This window comes from Parafrankia discariae (assembly GCF_000373365.1).
Taxonomy (GTDB): domain Bacteria; phylum Actinomycetota; class Actinomycetes; order Frankiales; family Frankiaceae; genus Parafrankia; species Parafrankia discariae.
In genome coordinates, this window is record NZ_KB891223.1 from 1 (window position 1) to 21,451 (window position 21,451).

At 75.4% G+C, this 21,451-nt stretch carries 18 protein-coding genes and 1 rRNA gene; 13 read left to right on the plus strand and 6 right to left on the minus strand.

The window, feature by feature from the left end; all coding sequences use genetic code 11:
* The first annotated feature begins 73 nt into the window (after nt 1–73).
* Both rrf and B056_RS0119425 read left to right on the plus strand, forming a co-directional pair.
* Nucleotides 74–190 (plus strand): 5S ribosomal RNA (rrf, locus tag B056_RS0119420).
* Nucleotides 191–2,761: 2,571 nt separating this feature from the next.
* On the plus strand, nt 2,762–3,994 hold the full coding sequence (locus tag B056_RS0119425; RefSeq protein ID WP_020572588.1) for a hypothetical protein: 1,233 nt from the start codon (nt 2,762–2,764) through the stop codon (nt 3,992–3,994).
* Between the two features lie 128 nt (nt 3,995–4,122).
* Here B056_RS0119425 and B056_RS0119430 read toward each other — a convergent pair whose 3' ends face one another.
* Nucleotides 4,123–5,451: a DUF1015 domain-containing protein gene (locus tag B056_RS0119430; protein WP_018503529.1), complete on the minus strand. Its 1,329-nt coding sequence runs from the start codon at nt 5,449–5,451 to the stop codon at nt 4,123–4,125.
* Between the two features lie 332 nt (nt 5,452–5,783).
* Here B056_RS0119430 and B056_RS0119435 point away from each other — a divergent pair, with 332 nt between their 5' ends.
* Together B056_RS0119435 and B056_RS0119440 are read left to right on the plus strand one after the other, a co-directional pair.
* Nucleotides 5,784–6,227, plus strand: coding sequence for a tetratricopeptide repeat protein (locus B056_RS0119435; RefSeq protein WP_026239888.1), 444 nt, complete (start codon nt 5,784–5,786; stop codon nt 6,225–6,227).
* Entirely contained in the window at nt 6,224–7,414 is a 1,191-nt protein-coding gene (locus B056_RS0119440; RefSeq protein ID WP_018503531.1) for an HAD-IIA family hydrolase, read from the plus strand. The genes B056_RS0119435 and B056_RS0119440 overlap by 4 nt, the downstream gene beginning before the upstream one ends.
* Before the next feature lie 58 nt (nt 7,415–7,472).
* Here the strand turns inward: B056_RS0119440 and B056_RS0119445 are convergent, their stop codons facing one another.
* Nucleotides 7,473–7,811, minus strand: coding sequence for an SCP2 sterol-binding domain-containing protein (locus tag B056_RS0119445; RefSeq protein ID WP_018503532.1), 339 nt, complete (start codon nt 7,809–7,811; stop codon nt 7,473–7,475).
* Nucleotides 7,812–8,056: 245 nt separating this feature from the next.
* Here B056_RS0119445 and B056_RS0119450 point away from each other — a divergent pair, with 245 nt between their 5' ends.
* From B056_RS0119450 to B056_RS0119475, 6 genes are all read left to right on the plus strand, one after another.
* Nucleotides 8,057–8,326: a hypothetical protein gene (locus tag B056_RS0119450; RefSeq protein WP_026239889.1), complete on the plus strand. Its 270-nt coding sequence runs from the start codon at nt 8,057–8,059 to the stop codon at nt 8,324–8,326.
* A gap of 17 nt (nt 8,327–8,343) precedes the next feature.
* Nucleotides 8,344–9,348: a TlyA family RNA methyltransferase gene (locus tag B056_RS0119455; protein WP_018503533.1), complete on the plus strand. Its 1,005-nt coding sequence runs from the start codon at nt 8,344–8,346 to the stop codon at nt 9,346–9,348.
* Nucleotides 9,345–10,232, plus strand: a complete 888-nt coding sequence (locus B056_RS0119460) for an NAD kinase (protein WP_018503534.1) — start codon at nt 9,345–9,347, stop codon at nt 10,230–10,232. The genes B056_RS0119455 and B056_RS0119460 overlap by 4 nt, the downstream gene beginning before the upstream one ends.
* A gap of 184 nt (nt 10,233–10,416) precedes the next feature.
* Complete coding sequence (gene recN, locus B056_RS0119465) at nt 10,417–12,168, plus strand: DNA repair protein RecN (RefSeq protein ID WP_018503535.1); 1,752 nt, start codon at nt 10,417–10,419, stop codon at nt 12,166–12,168.
* Nucleotides 12,169–12,320: 152 nt separating this feature from the next.
* Nucleotides 12,321–14,180 (plus strand): CTP synthase, encoded by a 1,860-nt coding sequence (locus B056_RS0119470; protein WP_020572589.1) that lies wholly within the window; start codon nt 12,321–12,323, stop codon nt 14,178–14,180.
* On the plus strand, nt 14,177–14,800 hold the full coding sequence (locus tag B056_RS0119475; RefSeq protein ID WP_018503537.1) for an NUDIX domain-containing protein: 624 nt from the start codon (nt 14,177–14,179) through the stop codon (nt 14,798–14,800). Before B056_RS0119470 ends, B056_RS0119475 begins: the two co-directional genes overlap by 4 nt.
* A 78-nt stretch (nt 14,801–14,878) precedes the next feature.
* Here the strand turns inward: B056_RS0119475 and B056_RS0119480 are convergent, their stop codons facing one another.
* Together B056_RS0119480 and B056_RS0119485 are read right to left on the minus strand one after the other, a co-directional pair.
* Nucleotides 14,879–15,784, minus strand: coding sequence for a PKD domain-containing protein (locus B056_RS0119480; RefSeq protein WP_018503538.1), 906 nt, complete (start codon nt 15,782–15,784; stop codon nt 14,879–14,881).
* A gap of 2 nt (nt 15,785–15,786) precedes the next feature.
* Nucleotides 15,787–16,437 carry a hypothetical protein gene (locus tag B056_RS0119485; RefSeq protein WP_018503539.1) on the minus strand — a complete coding sequence of 217 codons (651 nt, stop codon included), beginning with the start codon at nt 16,435–16,437 and terminating at the stop codon, nt 15,787–15,789.
* Nucleotides 16,438–16,649: 212 nt separating this feature from the next.
* Here B056_RS0119485 and B056_RS37185 point away from each other — a divergent pair, with 212 nt between their 5' ends.
* Entirely contained in the window at nt 16,650–17,753 is a 1,104-nt protein-coding gene (locus B056_RS37185; protein WP_018503540.1) for a tyrosine recombinase, read from the plus strand.
* Nucleotides 17,754–18,017: 264 nt separating this feature from the next.
* Here B056_RS37185 and B056_RS0119495 read toward each other — a convergent pair whose 3' ends face one another.
* Nucleotides 18,018–18,236 carry a hypothetical protein gene (locus B056_RS0119495; RefSeq protein WP_006542192.1) on the minus strand — a complete coding sequence of 73 codons (219 nt, stop codon included), beginning with the start codon at nt 18,234–18,236 and terminating at the stop codon, nt 18,018–18,020.
* Nucleotides 18,237–18,846: 610 nt separating this feature from the next.
* Between B056_RS0119495 and npdG the strand changes: the two genes are divergently transcribed.
* The gene (gene npdG / locus B056_RS0119500; protein ID WP_026239890.1) at nt 18,847–19,530 is read left to right on the plus strand and encodes an NADPH-dependent F420 reductase; all 684 of its coding nucleotides are present in this window, start codon (nt 18,847–18,849) and stop codon (nt 19,528–19,530) included.
* A gap of 11 nt (nt 19,531–19,541) precedes the next feature.
* Nucleotides 19,542–20,375 carry a helical backbone metal receptor gene (locus tag B056_RS0119505; protein WP_018503542.1) on the plus strand — a complete coding sequence of 278 codons (834 nt, stop codon included), beginning with the start codon at nt 19,542–19,544 and terminating at the stop codon, nt 20,373–20,375.
* A 63-nt stretch (nt 20,376–20,438) separates the two neighbouring features.
* On the opposite strand, the gene panB is transcribed toward B056_RS0119505, so the two are convergent.
* Nucleotides 20,439–21,380: a 3-methyl-2-oxobutanoate hydroxymethyltransferase gene (gene panB, locus B056_RS0119510; protein ID WP_026239891.1), complete on the minus strand. Its 942-nt coding sequence runs from the start codon at nt 21,378–21,380 to the stop codon at nt 20,439–20,441.
* Between the last annotated feature and the right edge of the window lie 71 nt (nt 21,381–21,451).

Sequence of the window (21,451 nt, forward strand, 5' to 3'; positions counted from 1 at the left end):
CAAAGATTCTGCTGTTCTGCGTCCACTGTGCGGTTCTCGGGCTGCGACCGGTTTCGGTCGGGTCTGATAGTGTTTCGGTGGTTTTAGCGAAGGGGAAACGCCCGGTTCCATTCCGAACCCGGTAGCTAAGCCCTTCAGCGCCGATGGTACTGCGTGGGTGACTGCGTGGGAGAGTAGGACGCCGCCGGACTTCTTTTGGTGGGGGCTGTTTCTGGCTGTGGCCGGGAGCAGCCCCCACCTGCATTTCCGGGTTGTTCCGGCTGGCGAGGGCTGGCGGCCTGTGCCGCGCCGGCCATAGCGGCCGCGTGCGGTTCATGGGAGCCGCATCCGATCGAGGTCGGAACTGTAACCCTCGAAGGCCGCGACGGATCCCCGACCCTGCGACGTCGAGCCCACGCGGTCCGGGACCGAACCGAAGGTTCGAGCACCCGAGCTCCGCGGCCCGGCCCCGGCCCCCAACCGGCCCTCAGCCGGCCCGAACAGGATCGAGCGTCCGAACAAGGATCAAACGTGGCGCCTGAGTGAGTCCATAGACTCACTCACCCGCCACGGTCGCGCCGGAAGGCCGACGGCCGGAGGCAGACTTGCGTTGCCGCTGATGGGCGGTGGGGGCGGGGGCGTCCGGGTGGCGGATCGGTGGTGCGCAGAATCGGATCCACCTGGGGAGGCCGCGTTCCGGCGCCCCGGAACGAAGGGAATGCTGTCGGTTATGCCGAACGACGAGTCGCCGAGGTCCCAACCGCCGTCCAGGGCCGGCCGCACCGCCACCGGTGGTGACGGCGCGCGGCGCACCGAGGGCCGCCGTGACGCCCCGACGGCCCGTCGAGGGCCGTCCTCGTCCGGGCGGGACTCCGGTGGTGAGGCCCGGCGTTCCGGTCGAGTGGCCAGGGGCGATGCCGGCCGCTCGGGTTTCGTCCGGCGGGCTGACGGTGGGCGGGGCCCCACGTCGGCGGGTGCCCCGGGCGGGGGAGCGGGCGGCCGCGGTGCCCCGACCCGGCAGGGCACCGGCCGCGCCGGCGGCCCGCCCCGGCAGGGAGCTTCCGGCCAGGGCACCGCACGTCCGAAGACAGCCTGGCGTCCCGCGGGGACGGGGCAGGGCCGCGGTGGTGCCGGAGCTTCGGGCGGCGAGCGGTGGAGCCGTCCCACCTCGGAGTCCGAGGGCGGTCCGCGCGCGACGAGCGGTGGCCGGCCGAGCGGTGGCCGGCCGACGGGGGACCGTCCGACCGGAGACCGGCGGTCCGGTGGTACCGGCCGGCCGGTAGGGCAGGGCAGGCCTGACGGGGGGCGACCGGTCCGCCGCTGGGAGGGCTCCGGCCAGGGGTCCGGCCGGAGCGCGCCCGCCTCGGAGGCACGGGGCCGGCAGTGGTCGGGGAGCCCGGCGCGGGAGGCGGGCGACCGCCCCAGGCAGAGCGACCGGCCGCCCTACGGCGCGGCCCGCGCCGCCAACCCCCGCTACAGCGGCCCCCGTCATGAAGGACCTCGTCACGAGGGGCCGAGGCACGAGGGGTCCCGTCACGACGGCCCTCGTCACGACGGGCCCCGCCACGACGGGCCCCGTCACGACGGAGCTCGTGATGAGCGGGGCCGTGGCGACGCTCGGCGGGAGAGCGGTGGTGGCTGGGCCGGCAGCGGCCCTCGAACCGGTTCGTCGCCCGATCGCGGTGGGCAGCGCAGCTACGGAAACAGCGGCGGCAGGCCTGACGGTGGCCGGCCGGCGCAGGGACAGGGACAGGCGAGCCGGGGCTCCTCCGGGCGTCCGTACGGTGCCGGGCGGCCGGTTGGCGGTGGGCGTGACGGTTCCGCCGGTGCCGGTCACGGCGGGCCGGAAGAGAACCGGTTCGACCGGCGTTCCCGCGCGCAGGGCCCGGGCCAGTGGCGACCCTCGTCCGGGGACGCGGCGACACGGGGCGCGGCAGGACCGCGCGGCGGGGTTCGCCGTGACGGCCCGGGCAGATCAGAGGGGACGGCGGCCGGCCGCGGCGCGGGTTCCGACCGGCGCCCCCCGTCGACGGGGTCGCGGCCCTGGCAGGGTGGTGCGTCCGGCGATGCCCGGACCTCCGGTGGTACCGGTTCCGGCCGTGGTTACCGCTCCGATCGTTCCTCCGGGTCCGACGGTGGTTACCGGTCCGATCGTGGTCCCGGGTCCGATCGTGGTGCCGGCCGTCGGGGCGGCCCGCCCAGCGGGGGATCGTCCGAACGGTCCTACCCGCGGGCGGCGCCCCGTGACCAGCCCACGTCCGGCGCGAACCGGCCGGACCGGTCTGACCGGCCGGACCGGTCAGACCGCGTGGAGCGGCCGGACCGGGCGGAGCGCGCGGAGCGCATGGACCGACCGGACGTCGCGGGCAGCGGTCCGGACCGGGCCCGCCCGGAACAGACCCGTCCCGACCGGGCCCGCCCGGATGAGGGCCGCCCGGATGAGGGCCGGCGGGACGCTGGCCGCGCGGACGTGGGACGTCCCTATCAGGCCCGTCCGTACCAGGAGCGGTCGGATCGGGCCCGGCCCGATCGGTCCGGTGGGAACCGGTTCGAAGCGAACCGTGCCGGCGCCGGGAGTTCGTACCCGAGCCGTCGCGGCCCGGACGCCCGATCCGGAGCGACCGGGGGACCTCGAACGGGGCGGGGCGGGGCGAGCGGCGGGCCGGGCCGGTCGGGCCCCGGCACGCGTCCGGCTGGCGGGAGCGGGGGACGGCCCTCCGCCGGGTCGCCCGGCCGTCCGAACCGGGATGACGCCACGGCGCGCCGCCGGCCGCCCGCCCCGGTGCTGCCGGATGAGGCCAAGGCCGAGCTGCTCGATCGCGACATTCGCCGTGACCTGCGCAGTGTGCCCGCACCGTTGGCCGAGATGATCGCCCGGCATCTCGTCGCGACCGCGCTGCTCGTCGACACCGACCCGGTGCAGGCGTTGGCGCACGCGCGGGCCGCGGCGGCCAGGCTGCCCAGGATGGCCGCGGTGCGCGAGGCCGTCGGCGTCGCGGCCTACCACGCCGGCGAATACGCCTCCGCGCTGCTGGAACTGCGCGCGGCGCGCCGCATCGACGGCTCGTCCCACAACCTGCCGCTGATGGCTGACGCCGAGCGCGGCCTCGGTCGGCCCGAGCGCGCGATCGACTACCTCTCGGACCCGGGTGTCGCGGCGCTGGACGCCGCCGGCCGGGTCGAGCTGCTGATCGTTGTGTCTGGTGCCCGGCGCGACATGGGCCAGCCCGAGGCGGCCGCGGTGCTGCTGCGCGACGAGGCGACCGCCAGGACGGAGCCGAAGCCGTGGACGCCCCGGCTCTGGTACGCCTACGCCGAGGCCTTGCTGGCGGCCGGTCGCACGGTGGAGGCGCTGCGCTGGTTCACGGCCACGGCCGGCATCGACGAGGACACGACCGACGCGGCCGAGCGTGTCTACGAGCTGACCATCGATGACGAGAGCCCCGAAGACGACGAGAGCCCCGAAACCGACCCCCAGGACGGTGGCGGGAACGAGCGGCTCGAGCGCGAGCAGCCTGACGACGAGCGGCTCGACGACGGCGGGCTCGCCGTCGACATCCACGACGGCGCGGCCGCCGAGGGAACGGCGCCTGAGAGCCTGATCGTCCCCGGTCCGGACGCCGCCGCCGCTGACGCCGCGGTCGCCGCCGCCGACGCCGACGCCGCTACCGACAACGACGACGGTGACGGTGCCGGTGCCGGTGCGAACGTCGACGGGGCGTTGGCCGATGCGGATGCCGAGGCGGAAGCCGATGTCGAGGCGAACGCGGCGACAGACGCCGAGACCGGTGCCGCTGGAGCGGCGGTCGACGCGGCCGTCGACGGTGAAGACGGTGAAGCGGAGCCCGCCGTGGGGCCGGAGCCGACCGAGGTCGACTTCTCCGCGGCTGCGGACACGAGCGTGGCGCCTGCCGTGGAGGCGAGTGCCGACACCCCGCCGATTCCGGAGATCATCTTCTCGGACGCCCCGGGCGGTGCGGACCAGGCCGGAGCGCACCGGACGCCGGAGGACTAGACGCCGGGACATTCCCGGTCTCCCGGGCGCTCGAACAGCTGAGCGCCCGGGAGACCGGGCCCGCGCCGTACCCGGGGCGGTCCCCGGGCGCTCGAACAGCTGAGCGCCTCGGTCCGCCCGAGCGTGCCTCAGTCCAGTGGGCGGATCAGCAGGCCGGTGCGCGGCTTCGGGGTGAACAGGGTCGACTTGCGGGGCATCCGCTCCGCGGCACCGGCGACGGCGGTCACGTCGGCGACCGGGGTCGGGTTGAGCAGCAGCGCGACGCCGCCGGTGGCGCGCGCGGCGGCGAGTGCGGCCGGGGCGTCGTGGTAGTAGTCGACGACGCCGACCTTGTCCTCCAGGCCCCAGACGTCCGTGATCAGTGCGAGGTGCGCGACGGTCACGTCGAGGCCGCGGAACGCCGCCGACCGGTCGGCGGGCAGCGCGCGGGCGAGGAGATCGGCGGTGGGCGCCGTCAGCAGGAAGGCGCCCGAGCCGTCGCTGATCACGAAGGCGTGGCCGTCGTGGCCGGCCTTGGCGAGCTCGTCGAGCAGCACCGCCGGGTCGACCCGTCCGGTACCGGTGGCGGTGCCGGCGGCCTCGGTCAGCCGGCGGACGGTGAAGGCGCCCTCGGCCCGCGCGACGGCGTCGGTGAGGGTGAGCCCCCGTACGGCGCGGTGGATCGCGTGCACCTGCGGGCCGTTGGCGGTCGCGTCCACCAGGAACGTGAGCCCGAAGTCCCAGGCACCCGCACCGTCGCCCGCGGTGTGCCGTTCGGCCTGGTAGTGACGGTAGGTGGCGTACCGGTGGTGGCCGTCGGCGATGACCGCGCGCCGGGGGAGCAGGTCCGCCGCGATGGTCGCCAGCTGGGCGGGGTCGTCGATCGCCCAGATCCGGTGGGTCACCCCGTCGTCGGTGCGGGCGTCCACGATCGGTGGGGTGGTCACCGCCGCGGCGACGACCTGGCTGGCCGGGCCGCCGCCGTCGTAGAGCAGGAAGATCGGCTCCAGGTTCGCGGCGGTCGCCCGGGTCAGCGCGAGCCGGTCGGAGACGGGGCCGGCCATGGTGTTCTCGTGGGGCAGGACGATGCCCGCGTCCGGGTCGGCCAGGGCGAGAGCGCCGACGAGCCCGCGCTGGAGGTGGCCGTCCTGCTCCTGCTCGTAGACGTAGAGCGCGGGGGCCTCGTCCCGGATGAGGATCCCGGCGTCCAGCCACTCCCGCAGGGTCCGCGCGGCCCGGTCGTACCGACTGTCCGGCTCGGCGGGGGAGAGGTCCCGCGGCAGGATCAGCCGGACGACGTTGTGCTCCGCGGCCGCCTCGAGGGCGGTACGGCCGTCCTCGTCGATGACGTCGTAGGGCGGGGAGGTCAGCCCGGCGAGATCCGGGCCGGCGGTGGTGAACCGCGCCGCGCGGAACGGCGCGAGGACGAGCCCGGGCGGAATGGGCACGGCGGCGTCAGGAGCAACCATGAGGCGCATCGTAGGTGCTGGGGGCACCCGGTCGCCCCGGCCGGCCGGCCAGGTCACGCCACGGAAGACTGGCCGTTATTCCGATGTTGAGGCATGTGGGCGCCACTTGCGGCGAAACTGGAGGAGAGGGTGGGACGCCTCCACCCCACCTGGGTCGCCGAGGACGTCGGCCGGTGGGGCCGGCCCGATGACGGCCGGTCGCGGTGCCGGTCAGGGCGGTGCCGGTCGGGCTTCGGCCACGCCGGCCGCTGTCCGGCGCGGCCCGGTGCGGCGTCCCGGTGGTGCTGATGCCGCCGCCGCGGTGGCCACGGCCGTGGCGGTCCGGACGACGTGGAGGTGCCATGACGGAGGAATCCGGCGTTCCGAACGGCAACGGCAATACCAACGGTAACGGCAGCGCCAACGTGCGCTCGCCGGCCGGCGAGGTCTACGACTGGTACACCCGCGGGATGGCGCTGCTCGGGCACGGCGACGCGAACGCGGCGGTGCAGCTCCTCGCGCACGCCGTCGCGGCGGAACCGGCGTCCCCGAGCGTGCGGGAGGCGCTGGGCCGGGCGCAGTTCGAGGCCGGGCAGTACGACGACGCCCTGCGCACGTTCGCCTGGATCGTCGAGCGCCATCCGACCGACGACTACGCCCAGTTCGGCCTGGGGATGGCCGCGCGCCGTACCGGCGACCTGCGGTCCGCGGTGGAGCACCTGGCGCTGGCGGTGGCGATGCGGCCCGATCTGGCGCACTACGGGGTCGCGTTGCGCGGGGCGCGGGCCGCGCTGAACCGCGCGTGACGGCTCCGCGCGAGGCGGCGGGCACCGAGGCGGCGGCCACGGAATCGGCGGCCACGGAATCGGCGGGCACCGCGACGGCGGGCACGGGGTGGTCCGTGCTCGCCGGCACGGCCCGTTCGCCGGCGGCGATGTTCGACGTCGCGCTGATGGATCTCGACGGGGTGGTGAACCGGGGCGAGCGGGCTGTCCCGCACGCCGCGCGGGCCATCGAGGCCGCGGGCCGGCAGGGCCTGCGCACCGTGTACGTGACGAACAACGCGCTGCGGACTCCGGAGACCGTCGCCGCGCGGCTGTCGGGTTTCGGGGTGCCCGCCGAACCGGCGGAGGTGGTCACCTCGGCGCAGGCGGCCGCGCACGTGCTCGCCGAGCGGCTGCCGGCCGGGGCGGTGGTCCTGGTCGCCGGGGGCGTCGGGTTGCGGGAGGCGGTCCGTGCGGAGGGACTGATCCCGACGGAGTCGGCCGCGGACGAGCCGGCCGCCGTGGTCCAGGGCTTCGACCCGGAGATCGACTATGCCCGGCTGGCGGAGGCGGTGCTGGCGATTCGCGCGGGGGCGTGGTGGGTCGCGAGCAACACCGACCTGACCGTGCCCACGGAGCGCGGCCTGGCGCCCGGTAACGGGGCGCTGGTGGCCTTCGTCCGGGCCGCGACGGGCGCGGAGCCCGAGGTGACCGGGAAGCCGGAGCTCGCGATGCACGCGGAGTCGGTGCGGCGCAGCGGCGCCCGCGACCCGATCATCGTCGGCGACCGGCTGGACACCGACATCGAGGCGGGTTTCCGCGCCGGCACGCCGACTCTGCTGGTGCTCACCGGGGTCACCGGTCCCGCGGAGCTGCTCGACGCCCCCGCGCGGCACCGGCCGACCTTCCTCGCCGCCGACCTGCGCGGGCTGCTGCGTCCCCAGCCCGCCGCGGCCGCCGGGGACGGCTCGTCCCGGTGCGGCGGGTGGACGTGCGACCTGGACGGCGGCACTCTGCGCTGGCACCGGACCGACCCGGGGGACGCCGGTGGGCCGGCCAGCGGTGGGCCGGGCGGTTCAGGGTCGGCCGGGGAGGACGACGGGCTGGACGCGCTGCGCGCCGCGTGCGCACTGGCCTGGGCGGCGGCGGACGAGGGCCGCCCGGTCGAGGCCCTGGCCGCCGACCGGCCGGCTGGCTGCGAGGACCTGCGTGTGCCGGCCGCGCGCTGAACCGGCCAGTACCGGCACGGGCCGGGCCGGTGCCGCCCGCCGGCTACCGCCGGCACGGTCAGAGCAGGGAACGGACCCGCAGGAGGTCCCGGACGCTCGCGTCGACCTTGAGTCGGCCGCTGGCCCACGCCGTCGTCACCGACAGGGTGCCTTCGGTCACGGCGAGCAGGTCGTCGCTGCTCAGAGTGAGGGTGATCTGCGCCCCCGGCCGCTCGCCCTCGCCGATGTCGCACAGGCAGCCGTCGCGGAGCTGGCCGGAGAACGTGGTCCGCAGGTCCGGGATCCGGCAGACGATCACCCGGTCCGGGGTGCGTGGCGGCCGGCGCTCGCGCGCGAGCTCGCCGAGCCGCTCGGCGAGGGTTCGCAGCGCCGCCTCGCACTGCAGTCTGTCCGCCATGCCGGCCGGTCACCTCCTTCGCCCGCGGCGCCCGCTTCGCCCGCAGTGCCCGTCATCCGTGCCTCGGCGGATCCTCCGGGTCCGGAGGAACCGGCCGTCAGCGACACTAGCGTGTGCCTGCCGCCCCGGGCGGGACGCCGGTTGATGGTGTGCGGGACGCCGGTGGATGTGAGGGCGGCCACGTGCTTGCCAGGTCATGCCGCGGCCGGGCGCGGGCGCCCACCGGAATGCGAGAGGCTGGTCCGGTGAACACCGACGAACTGTCCGCCGAGCTGAGCGCGGCGCTCGCGCGGCTCACCACGCTCCCCGGCCAGCCGGCCGCCGAGCACCTGGAGGCGTTCGAGGACGTGCACCGGCTGCTGGAGGAATCGTTGGAGGATCTCGCGGGCGGCGCGCCGCGCGGCTCGGGCGCGGCGCCGTCGCCCGGTCCGACCTCCGGTCCGCGACCGGCCCCCGGCCCCGGCGTGCGTCCGGCCCCGGGCCCCGGTCCGGGTCCCGCCCGGGCACCTCGGTGAGACGGGCGGGATCACCGGTGGCCCGCAGGATCCGCCTGGACGCGGAGCTCGTCCGCCGTCGGCTCGTCCCGTCCCGGGAACGGGCGGTCGAGGCGATCGCCTCGGGTCGGGTGCGGGTCGGCGGCGTCACCGCGACGAAGCCGGCGACGGTCGTCGACGGGGCGACGTCGATCGTGCTCGTAGTGGACGACGACCCGGGCTACGCCTCGCGGGGGGCGCACAAGCTGGTCGGCGCGTTCGAGGCGTTCGGCGTCCCGGCGCCTGGCAGGCCTGATCAGACCGATATACCGAATTCGCCAGCGACGCCGACGGGGCCGACGGGGCCGACGGGGCTGGCGGGGCCGCCGGCGCTCGTGGTCGCCGGGCGTCGCTGCCTCGACGCCGGCGCGTCGACCGGTGGGTTCACCGACGTGCTCCTCCGGTACGGCGCGGCGCGGGTGGTGGCCGTCGACGTCGGTTACGGGCAGCTCGTCTGGCGGCTGCGCTCGGATCCGCGGGTGCGCGTGCTGGACCGGACGAACGTCCGCAACCTCACGCCCGAGCAGGTCGGGGAGCCGGTGGAGCTGGTCGTGGGCGACCTCTCGTTCATCTCGTTGGTCCTGGTGCTGCCCGCGCTGCGCGCGTGCGCCGCGCCGGACGCCGACTTCGTCCTGCTGGTCAAGCCGCAGTTCGAGGTGGGCCGGGAGCTTCTCGGCTCCGGTGGTGTGGTCCGTGATGTGGCCCTGCATGCTCGGGCGGTGCATACCGTCGTGACCGCCGCCGAGGGGCTGGGGCTGGGAGCGCGCGGCGTGGCGGCCAGCCCACTGCCGGGCCCCGCCGGCAACGTCGAGTATCTGGCCTGGCTGCGCGCGGATGTCCGCCCGCCCCCCGACCAGGTCGAGGCGATGATCGCCGCCGCGATCGAGGCCGGGCCCGCGGGCCCGGCGACACCAGCCCCCGCGCCGGCGCCGCCGTCGTCTCAGGACGCGGGCCAGGACGCCGGAGAGGACGCCCGAGCCGACGGCGAAAGGACCGGCCGATGACCCGCGAGGTGCTCGTCGTCAGTCACCCGCGCCGCTCCGTCGTGCGGGAGAGCGCGCAGCGCGTGCTGGAGATGCTCGTGGCCGCCGGTGTCTCGCCGCGGGTCCTGCGGGACGAGGCCGAGCTGCTCGACCTGTCGGCCCCGAACGTGGTGACGGGGGACACCGAGGCCGCGGTCGGCGCCGAGCTGGTGCTCGTGCTGGGCGGTGACGGCAGCCTGCTGCGCGGCGCCGAGTTCGCCCGCTCGGCGGACATCCCGCTGCTCGGGGTCAATCTCGGGCATGTGGGCTTCCTGGCCGAGGCGGAGCCCGACGCGCTGGAGGCCACCGTCGAGCACGTCGTCCGCAAGGAGTACTCGGTCGAGGAGCGGATGACCGTCGACGTGACGGTCCGCCACCGCGGCGAGCTCATCTACACCGGCTGGGCGCTCAACGAGATGTCGCTGGAGAAGGCCGGGCGGTCCCGGATGCTCGAGTGCGTCCTGGAGATCGACGGGCGGCCGCTGTCGCGCTGGGGCTGTGACGGCGTGATCTGCTCGACGCCGACCGGCTCGACCGCGTACGCGTTCTCGGCGGGCGGCCCGGTGATGTGGCCGGGGGTGGAGTCGCTGCTGGTGGTGCCGATCAGCGCGCACGCCCTGTTCTCCCGGCCGCTGGTGCTCGCCCCGACGTCGACCGTGGCGATCGAGGTGCTGCCGGACGTCCCGGCGGTGCTCTACTGCGACGGGCGGCGGCTGGTCGACGTCCCCGAGCTGTCTCGGGTGGAGGTGGCGCGGGGCCGGCGGCCGGTGCGGCTGGCGGTGATCCGACCACGTCCGTTCACCGATCGGCTGGTGGCCAAGTTCGACCTGCCGGTGGTGGGGTGGCGCGGCCGGGCGGGGCGCTGAGCCGACCCGGTTCGGCGCCGGGTCGGCGCGCTGAACTGGGGGAACGCGGCCGGCGGGGGAACGGCGCGGGACGGGCGGGGCGGGGGCGGCCGGCCTGGCGACGTGACCGGAATCGGCGGCACGGCTCCGGTGTCCCCGATTTCCGGGTGCCGTCCGTGGTGAGGGTGACGCTAGAGTTCGGGGCGTGCTCGAGGAGATTCGCATCCGTGGCCTCGGGGTCATCGATGACGCCGTCCTCGATCTGGCGCCGGGGCTGACGGTCGTCAGCGGCGAGACCGGTGCCGGCAAGACCATGATCGTGCAGGGGCTCGGCCTGCTGACCGGGGGCCGCGCCGACTACGCGCTGGTCTCCCCGCTGGCCGGGCGGGCCTTCGTGGAGGCCCGGCTGGTGGTGCCGGCCGACTCCGGACTCGCCAAGCGGGTCCGTGAGCTCGACGGCGACGTCGACGAGGACGTCATCATCATGGGCCGCACGCTGAGTGCCGAGGGTCGCTCGCGGGCCCAGCTGGCGGGGCGTTCGGTGCCCGCGAGTGTCCTGGCGGAGATCACCGAGAACGTGATCGCCGTGCACGGGCAGTCCGAGGCGCAGCGGCTGCGCCGTCCCGCGACGCAGCGTGACGCGCTCGACCGGTTCGCCGGCGCCGCCGTCGCCGAGCCGCTCGCCCGGTACGGGCAGGTGTACGCGCGGCTGGCGAAGGTCCGCGCGCGGCTGGCCGACATCACCGGGCGGTCGCGGGAGCGGGCACAGGAGGCGGAGCTGCTCCGGCTCGGCCTGGCCGACGTCGAACGGGTCGCGCCGTGGCCCGGCGAGGATGTCGCGCTCGACACGGAGCTGCGCCGGCTGGAACATTCCGAGACCCTGCTGCGGGTGGCGCGTTCGGCGCACGGCGCGCTGGTCAGCGACCCCGCGGCCGGTGAGGAGGTCCCGGCCGCCGCCGAGCTGGTCGGCTCCGCCCGCCGGGTCGTGGCCGGTGACGCCGCGCTCGACCCGGCGCTGGAGGAGCTGGCGGGCCGGTTGGCGGAGCTGTCGAGCCTGCTGACCGACGTGGCCGCCGACCTGGCCTCCTACGCCGCCGGGGTGGAGTCCGACCCGGAGCGGCTCGCTCAGGTGCAGGAACGCAAGGCGGCGCTGACCGCGCTGGCCCGCGCGCACGGCACGGATGTCGACGGCGTCCTGCGCTGGGCCGACACCGCCGGGCGTCGGCTGCTCGAACTCGACGCCGACGGTGACCAGACCGGTGCCCTGGCCGCCGAGCGCGACGAGCTGACCGCGGAGCTCGCCGGCCTGGCCGAACGGATCAGCGCGGCCCGTTCCGCCGCCGCCGAACGGTTCGGTACGGCGGTCGCCGCCGAGCTGGCCGGCCTGGCCATGCCGCGGGCCCGGGTGGAGGCGGCGGTCGGGCACCGTGACGACCCGAACGGCCTGCCCGTCGGCGGCCGGACGCTGGCCTACGGGCCGAGTGGGATCGACGACGTCGAGCTTCGCCTGGTGCCGCACCCCGGCGCGCCGGCCCGGCCGGTCGAGAAGGGCGCCTCGGGTGGTGAGCTGTCCCGGGTGATGCTGGCGATCGAGGTGGTGCTCGCGGCGGCCGACGCCGGGGCGACGATGGTCTTCGACGAGGTCGACGCCGGGGTGGGCGGGCGCGCCGCGGTCGAGATCGGCCGCCGCCTCGCCCGGCTCGCCCGCACCCACCAGGTCATCTGCATCACCCACCTGCCGCAGGTCGCCGCGTTCGCCGACCGGCATCTGGTCGTGCGCAAGGCCGACGACGGCTCGGTGACCCGCAGCGGCGTGCTGGCGCTCGACGGCCCCGGGCGGGTCCGGGAGCTGTCGCGGATGCTCGCCGGCCAGGAGGAGAGCCCGCTGGCCCGCGGCCACGCCGAGGAGCTGCTCGCCGCCGCCGCCGCCGACAAGGCCGCCCTCACCCGGCCCTGACCCGGCCCTGACCCGCGGGCCGGGCGGCCGGGTGATCCGCCGGCCGGGTGGCCCGCGGCGGGGTGGGGCGTTGGCCTGGTCGGCACGGTGTTACCGTGAAGCTCCGTGGAGGCGCCGGGGCCGGACCGGCGGCGTGACCACGGGGGTTCCGCGTGGCGCAGGCGCATGTGACCAAGCACGTGTTCGTGACGGGAGGAGTGGCGTCCAGTCTCGGCAAGGGACTGACGGCGTCCAGCCTCGGCCGTCTGCTCAAGGCTCGTGGCCTACGGGTCACGATGCAGAAACTCGACCCGTATCTGAACGTTGATCCGGGCACGATGAACCCGTTCCAGCACGGCGAGGTGTTCGTCACCAACGACGGCGCCGAGACCGACCTGGACATCGGGCACTACGAACGTTTCCTCGACGTCGATCTCGACGGCAGCGCGAACGTGACCACCGGGCAGGTGTACTCGGCGGTGATCGCCCGCGAGCGTCGCGGCGGGTACCTCGGTGAGACGGTGCAGGTGGTCCCGCACATCACCGACGAGATCAAGGACCGGATCCGCCGGCTGGCCACCGACTCGGTGGACGTGGTGATCACCGAGGTGGGCGGCACGGTCGGCGACATCGAGTCGCTGCCCTACCTGGAGGCGATCCGCCAGGTCCGGCACGAGGTCGGCCGGGACAACGCGCTGACGGTGCACGTCAGCCTCGTCCCGTACCTGGCGCCGTCGGGTGAGCTGAAGACCAAGCCGACCCAGCACTCGGTGGCGGCGCTGCGCAGCATCGGCCTGCAGCCGGACGCGGTGGTCTGCCGCTCCGACCGGCCGCTGCCCGACGCGCTCAAGCGCAAGATCGCCATGATGTGCGACGTCGACGACGAGGCGGTCGTCGGAGCCCCGGACGCCGGCTCGATCTACGACATCCCCAAGGTGCTGCACAAGGAGGGCCTCGACGCCTACGTGGTGCGCCGGCTCGGCCTCAGCTTCCGCGACGTCGACTGGACGGAGTGGGACACCCTGCTCCGCCGGGTGCACCATCCCTCGAACACCGCCACGGTGGCGATCGTCGGCAAGTACGTCGACCTGCCCGACGCCTACCTTTCGGTGACCGAGGCGCTGCGGGCCGGCGCGTTCGCCGTCGACGCTCGCGCGGACATCCGCTGGATCGGGTCGGACGAGTTCAGCTCGCCGGCCGCCGCCGCGCACGCGCTGGAGGGTGTGGACGGCATCATCGTCCCGGGCGGGTTCGGGATCCGCGGCATCGAGGGCAAGATCGAGGCGCTGCGGCACGCCCGCGAGCACGGCATTCCCACCCTGGGGATCTGTCTGGGCCTGCAGTGCATGGTGATCGAGGCCGGCCGTTCGCTGGCCGGGCTGGCCGAGGCGAACTCGGTCGAGTTCGACCCGGAGACCGCCCATCCGGTGATCTCCACGATGGCCGACCAGCACGACGTGGTCGCCGGCAAGCGGGACATGGGCGGCACGATGCGGCTCGGCCTGTACCCGTGCGCGCTGGGCGCGGGTACCGTGGCCCGCCGGGAGTACGGCGAGCCGGAGGTGCTCGAGCGGCACCGGCACCGTTACGAGGTCAACAACTCCTACCGGGAGCGGCTGACCGCCGCCGGGCTGGTGTTCTCCGGCACCTCGCCGGACGGCCGCCTCGTCGAGGTCGTCGAACTGCCGGCGGACGTCCACCCGTTCTACGTGGGGACGCAGGCGCATCCGGAGTTCCGGTCGCGGCCGACCCGCGCGCACCCGCTGTTCCGTGGGCTTGCCGCCGCCGCCGTGGTCCACGCCGACCGGCGTCGGGGCCGGCTGCCCGTCGAGCTCCCGGACGGGGGCGGCACCGACGGCGGCCACGGGGGCGGCACCGTCACGGAAGGCAACGGTGCCACGGACGGCAACGGTGCCCGGCCGGCCGGTGGGCGGGGTCGGCGGGGCCGCGCCGAGCCGGGCGCGTCGGCCGGTGGGTCCACGGGGCCGGCCGCCGCGGCCGGTGTGAGCGGCGGAGAGCTGGTTTCCCCATGAGCGGCGCCGTGCACTCCTACGAGGTGGCGGACAGCTCCGTCCCCTACCGCGGGCGGGTCATCGCCGTGCGCCGGGACATGGTGCGGATGCCCGACGGCGACACGTCCCAGCGGGACGTGGTCGTGCACCCGGGCGCGGTCGGTGTCGTCGCCCTGGACGACCAGGAGCGGGTGGTGATGGTCCGCCAGTACCGGCACCCGGTCGGCGGGCCGCTGTGGGAGCTGCCCGCGGGCATCCTCGACGTTCCCGGCGAGCCGGCCTCGGTCGCGGCCGCCCGGGAGCTGGCCGAGGAGGCGGGCCTGCGGCCGGGCCGTCTCGACCTGCTCGTCGACGTCTACGCGTCGCCGGGGATGACCGACGAGGCGTTCCGGCTGTTCCTGGCCCGGGACCTGGTGGAGATCCCGGCGGCCGAGCGGCATGTCGGCGTCCACGAGGAGGCCGAGATGGACATCACCCGCATCGACCTGTCGGAGGCGGTGGATCAGGTGATGCGCGGCGAGATCACCAACGGGATGGCGGTGATCGGCCTGCTGGCCACCTACCGGGCCCGGGTGGACGGCTATGAGCGGCTGCGTCCGCTCGGCTCGCAGTGGTCGGCCCGCCCCGGCGCGAGCGGCTGACCGTCGCCTGTCTCCCGTCGCCTGCCGGCCGTCACCCGTCCACCGGTGCCGGTGGACGGGGCCCGGCCGGCGTGGCGGTCAGTCGTTGGCGACGAGTACCCCGCCGGCCTCCTCGATGGTGATCGGCTCGGCGGCGGCGAGGACGACGTCCGGCAGGGGGAACGCCTGCGCCACCCCGGGGACGGTGAAGAAGCCGTCCCAGGTCACGGTGAGGGTCACCTGGTAGGTGCCCGGACGCTGGTAGGGGTGGGCGACGTAGGCGTCCGGGTGGTCACGGGGGGAGATCGCCGGGTCGTAGGGGCGGCCGGGTGCGTCCGGGCCGGTCCCGCCGTCGCCGAAGTCCCAGGCGTAGTGCGGGTTCGCGCTGATCGTGGCCAGGACGGGTTCGGCGACGTCGAAGGTGAAGGCGTCGGGCACCGCCGTGTGCATGATCGTCGGCAGGTTCGCGAAGCTGTTGCCGACCGGCTGGATCACGACGTCCGGGGTGGGCAGCAGCTCCTCGCGCAGGTAGTCGGCGAGCTGCGTGGCGATGTCGGCGACGGCGATGCCGTCGGGGTCGTAGAGCACCGGGCCGCAGTTCGCGACGAGCGCGTCGTACTCGGCGCGTTCGGCCGCCGTCATCTCCGGGGCGGGGCCGACACCGGTCAGCAGCGCGCACAGCGCGTCCGGGTCGGGCGGGCAGTCGTCGCCGCAGCCGCCACCGCCACCGCCACCGGTGGCGCCGCCGAGCGGCACCCGTTCGAGGTACCCGCCGCGGTAGCGGTACTGGTAGCCGTTGTCCGTGGCCCGGGTGTCGCAGCTGCCCCACCGTGCCCCGGTGCACGGGACCTGCGCGCCCGGCCGCGGACCGTCGGGCGCGGGTGCGGCCCGGGCGGCGGATCCCGGCCCGGCCAGCGGGCCCGGACCGATCCCGCCGAGGACGAGTAGCGCGGCCGCGACCAGCGCGGCGAGGGCGGCCGGACGTCCGTTGCGGTGCTGGCTCACGGCTACCCCGCGGCGTAGGTGATGGTCTGGACGCGCCAGCCGGGGCCGGTCAGCGCGAGGCGGGCCGTCGCGGTGCGGGTCGGCACGGCCGGTTCGGTGCCGGCGTCGCGGCCCGCCGGGTCGAGCAGGCGGACCTGGCGGGTCGTGGCGGTGAAGCGGACGTCGACGACGGTGCCGGTCCGCTCGCCGGCGGCCAGCCCGGTGATCTCGTAGGGCTCCTCGGCGGCGCGCAGCCCGAGCTGGTCCAGGTGCCGGGTCATGCCGACGTCCAGGGCGCAGGTCTGGCAGCCCGGCAGCGCGGTCGCCGAGACGTCGGCGACCCGGCCGCCCCGGGCGGCGGCGTTGATCTCGCGGTAGTAGGCCTCGACGACCCGGCCGGCGCCGGCGGGGGAGTCGTCGGCCGGGTCGGCGCCCGCCCCGGCCGGCCCGCCGGTGGTGGACCCGCCGGTGGTGGCGGCCGGGGTCGCGGTTCCGGGGGGCACGACGGGGCCTGTGCCGCCGGCGTGACCGGGGCTCGCCGGGCCGCCGGCCGTGGCGGAGCCGGGTCGCGCCGGCGGAGGCGCCCCACCCGCGGGGCCCGAGCCGCCGCAGCCGGCGAGGACCGACCCCGCCAGCAGCGAGACCGCGCAGACCGAGACCGTGCGGGCAGACACTCCGCGGACCGGTACTCCGCGGACCGATCGCCCGCCGGCCGGGCCGGCGCGGGCCGGGCTTGCGCTCGAGGTGGTGATGATGGCGGACCCCCGACGTGCGGCGAAACGTGACAATACAATGCCCGTCCGCACAAGCCGTCACGATAGACGCTCGACGGCGCCGTGGGACCGGCAACGGCGAACCGTCGCGGTCACGTCCTAATATCAGTTCGATGATGACCACGGTGGAAGGCGGCGACGCCCGCCACGGTGGGCCGCCCGGTGACTCAGCGGGCCCGGCCGGCCCGGTCCAGGTCATCGAGCGTTACCTGGACCACGTCGACGGCGAGCGCGGGCTGGCCCGCAACTCGGTGCTGGCCTACCGGCGTGACCTGCGCCGTTACCGCGAGCATCTGGCGGCCGGCGGGATCACCTCGCTGGCGGCGGTCGGGGAGGCCCAGATCGCGCAGTTCGCCGCCGCCCTGCGGGAGGGCGACGAGACCCATCCACCGCTCGCCCCGGCGTCGGTGGCCCGGATGCTGGTCGCGGTCCGGTCGCTGCACCGGTTCGCCGCGCAGGAGGGCGACGTCAGCGAGGACGTGGCCCGCCCGGTCCGGCCGCCGGTGCCGCCCAGGCGGCTACCGCGGGCACTCACCGTCGACCAGGTGAGCGCGGTCATCGCCGCCGCCGTGGCCGGCGGCCCTGATCATCCGGAGGTCTCCGGGGCCGGCCCGGACCGCGCGGAGCTCGCCGGCGGTGACCCGGCGGAGCTGGCGCGGCGGCTGCGCTCCGCGGCCCTGCTCGAACTGCTCTACGGGACGGGCGCGCGGATCTCCGAGGCGGTCGGCCTGGATCTGGACGATCTCGACCTGGACCAGTCCGCGGTGCGGCTGCGGGGCAAGGGCGGGCGGGACAGGATCGTCCCGCTCGGCCGGTACGCGGTGACCGCGCTGGAACGCTACCTTCGGCGCGGACGGCCGTACCTGGTCGCCGGGTGCTCGGGGGCGGCGCTCTTCGTCTCGCGGCGGGGGAACCGGCTGTCCCGGCAGAGCGCGTGGTCGGCGCTGCGTGTGGCGGCGAACGCGGCCGGTGTCCCAGGGGCCTCGCCGCACGTGCTGCGGCACTCGTTCGCGACCCACCTGCTCGACGGCGGCGCCGACGTCCGGGTGGTGCAGGAGCTGCTGGGGCATGCCTCGGTCAGCACGACCCAGATCTACACGCTGGTCACGATGGACCATCTGCGTGAGGTGTACGCGTCGTCGCACCCGCGGGCGCTGCGACGTTCCCCCGGTGCGGACCAGGCTGTCATGCCGCGTCCCGCCGCCGGCACCCCGTGACCCCGTGACCGGCCCGTGTCGCCGGGCACCGCAGATCTGAGAGGCACCGGGTATCCGAGGGGCATGGCACGTCCTGAGCGGCACAGCGCTCTGACAGGTGCGGTCCCCCGAACGGTCGGCCGCCCGTGGGTGACCGACGCGTGGGACGACAACCCCGGGCGACCGGTGAGGTCGGCCGGGCTGCCTACGTCCGGACCGGCCTGTCGCCAGGCCGTCCTTGTTCCTCGTTCAGAACGGCCCAGGTGCGGGACGGTGTGAACCGTTTCAGGACGGGGTGTACGGCCCCAGGCTCGGCATTCCGTTGGAGGGCGCGGGCGAGGGGACGCCGCCCACCCCGCCCACCGACTGGTTGCTGCGCTCGGCGAGGGTCTCGCCCACCTTGCGCGCGATCGCTTCCATCAGGCGCAGTGCCTGCGGCAGCGACAGGTTCAGCACCACTTCGCTGTCGTTCGTCATCGCGAAGCGAACCGACACGTCCGCCATTGCTCGACCTCTCTCGCCTGACTCGTAAGATCTGCCTGCCGAAGATCTGTTTGGTGCGTGTGATTGGGAACGGTACGGCCCATCTTGGACGTACGCACGTCCGGGGCTCCCCGAAGCGTACGGATCCTCACGTTGCGTCAGGTCGTCGGTGCTCCGCGTCGTGGTCAGAGTTCGGTGAAGATCCGCCACCCGTGCTGCTCCTTCGCCGGTCGCGATGCTCCGCCGGTGGCGTCGGTGCCGCCCGCCCGAGCCGGGGATCATTCCGGCCCATATCAATGATCGCGATCGTAGCTACCCCGTTGTTTCTTCATAGTCCCCTATCGGGTGGGTGGACCCGCGAGGGGGTGGGGGTAAATGTCCTCCCGCTGGCCGTTGTGTGCCCCTGTGCGCGACGTGGGTCCTTCGTGGTATCTGACGGTCGAAGTCACCGGTGACCCTCGGGTGGGAAACCCCTCATGCCGGTTCAGCGTGCTCCCCGGGCCGCCCGTCGCCGCTCCTGGCAGCCCACCGCGGGCCGGAGCCCGGCGGGTCGGGAATCCTGAACTGGGAGCGGAGTCACAGGGTGTGACGGTGGTCGGCACGCGGAGCCGGTTTCGGGCAGGATGGCCCGGTGAGCTCAGCATCGACGCCTCTTCCGGACGTCTCCTCGCTCGTGATCGGTATCCTCGGTGGTTCCGGGCCGCAGGGCGGGGGCCTCGCCGTCCGCCTCGCGATGGCGGGTCACCAGATCCTCGTCGGGTCGCGCTCGGCCGAGCGCGGCCGGGAGGCGGCCGCGAAGCTGGCCGCCCCCGGGCGGAACATCGCCGGCGGCGACAACGCCGACGTCGCCGAGCGGGCCGACGTCGTGATCGTCGCCGTCCCCTGGGAGGGGCACGGTGAGCTGCTGGCCGACCTGCGCAAGCAGCTGGCCGGCAAGGTCGTGATCGACTGCGTGAACCCGATGGGCTTCGACAAGGGCGGCGCGTTCGCGCTCCCGGTCGCCGAGGGCAGCGCCGCGCAGCAGGCCGCCGCCGTGCTGGCGGACAGCACCGTCGTCGGCGCCTTCCACCACGTGTCGGCCGTCCTGCTCATGGACGAGTCCGTCGAGTCGATCGACACCGACATCCTGGTCGTCGGCGACGACCGCGCCGCGACCGACACGGTGATCGCGCTGGCGAACCGGATCACCGGGATGCGCGGCATCTACGCCGGCAAGCTGCGCAACGCCGGCCAGGTCGAGGCGCTCACCGCCAACCTCATCTCGGTCAACCGCCGTTACAAGGCGCACGCCGGCCTGCGCGTCACCGACGTCTGAGCGGGCGCGGCATGCCGGCCGAGCAGGAACCGGCCGGCGCCGGGCCGGCCTTCGGTGAGCCGGCCTTCGGCGGGTCGGCCGGTGACGAGCCGGTCGACGACCTGGGCCTGCCGGTGGCGGTCCCGGCCGTGGTACGGCGCGTGGTCTCCCTGGTGCCGAGCCTGACCGAGTCCGTCGCGGCGACGGCACCCGGCCTGCTGGTGGGCGCCACCGACTGGTGCTCCCGGCCGGCGGACCTGGCGGTGACCAGGGTGCGCGGCACGAAGAACCCGGACGTCGCGGCGATCGTCGCGCTGGCGCCGGACGTCGTCTGCGCCAACGCCGAGGAGAACCGCCAGCCGGACCTGGACGCGCTGCGGGCGGCCGGTCTCGCCGTCTGGGTGACGGCGCCGACCACGGTCCCCGCGGCCCTGCGCAGCCTCGACCGCCTGCTGCGCCTGGCCTGCCGGCTGCCCCGTCCCGGCTGGCTGGAGACGGCGGAGCGGGTCTGGGCGACACCGGTCGACGGGCCACGCCGGCGCGCCGTCGTCCCGATCTGGCGCCGGCCGTGGATGGCGCTCGGCCGCGACACGTTCGCCGGTGACCTGCTGGCCCGGCTCGGGGTCGACAACGTCCTCGCCGGGGCGGACGAGCGTTACCCGCGGGTGGAGCTCGACCGGCTGCCCGCCCATGATCTCGTGGTGCTGCCCGACGAGCCGTACGCGTTCAGCCCGTCGGACGGGCCGGAGGCGTTCGCCGCGCCCGCGGTGTGCGTCTCCGGCCGGTTGCTCACCTGGTACGGGCCGTCGCTGGTCGAGGCGCGTGCGGAGCTGTCCGCCGCGCTCGCCGCGGCCCCCCGGCGCTAGGAGGCCCGGTGGCAGGGGCCCGGCGGCGGCTTCCCGGGTGGGAACCCGCCGCCCGGCGGCGGGTCAGTAGCTGTGCTCGACGGTCGGGTAGAGCCCGCCGGAGACCTCGTCACGGAACGCGGCCGCGGCCTCGGTGAGCGCTGTGCGCAGGTCGGCGAACCGCTTGACGAAGCGGGGCGGCTGGCCACCGGTCAGGCCGGCCATGTCCTGCCAGACGAGGACCTGCGCGTCGCAGTCGGCGCCGGCGCCGATCCCCACGGTGGAGATCAGTAGCTCCTTGGTCACCCGGGCGGCCAGGTCGGCCGGGACGACCTCCAGCACGACGGCGAACGCGCCCGCCTCCTGCAGGCCCAGCGCGTCGGCGAGCAGCACCTCACCGGCGCCGTCGCGGCCCTGCACCCGGTAGCCGCCGAAGGCGTGCACGCTCTGCGGGGTCAGGCCGAGGTGGCCCATCACCGGGATGCCGGCGGCCACCAGCGCCTCGACCTGGGGCAGCACCCGGGCGCCGCCCTCGAGCTTGACCGCGTGCGCCCCGCCCTCCTTGAGGAAACGGGTCGCGGTCGTCAGTGCCTGCTCGGGGCTCGCCTGGTAGGAGCCGAATGGCAGGTCGGCGACGACCATCGCGTGCGGTGCGCCGCGCACCACCGCGCGGACCAGCGGGATCAGCTCGTCCACGGTGATCGGGACGGTGGTCTCGTAGCCGTAGACGGTGTTGGCGGCGCTGTCCCCGACGAGGAGGACCGGGATGCCGGCCTCGTCGAAGATGCCCGCGGTGATGACGTCGTAGGCGGTGAGCATGGCCCACCGCTGGCCCCGGTCCTTGGCCGCGCGGATGTCGCGGACCGTGGTCCGGCTGTGGCTGGCGGGCCGGATCGTGGTCGGTGTGGCGGGCGCCTGGCCGCCGGCGTGGGGCGTGGTCGGCGCGCCGTAGAGCGTCGCCGCCTGCTCCGTTCCGGGCACGGCGGGGCCGCTGGATGAGCGGGGCATGCCGATCGATGAAGTCATGCGATCTCCCGGTGATCCGTCCGGGCGCGGGATCGCGTCCCGGCGTGCCCCCATGCTGCCACCGATCCGGC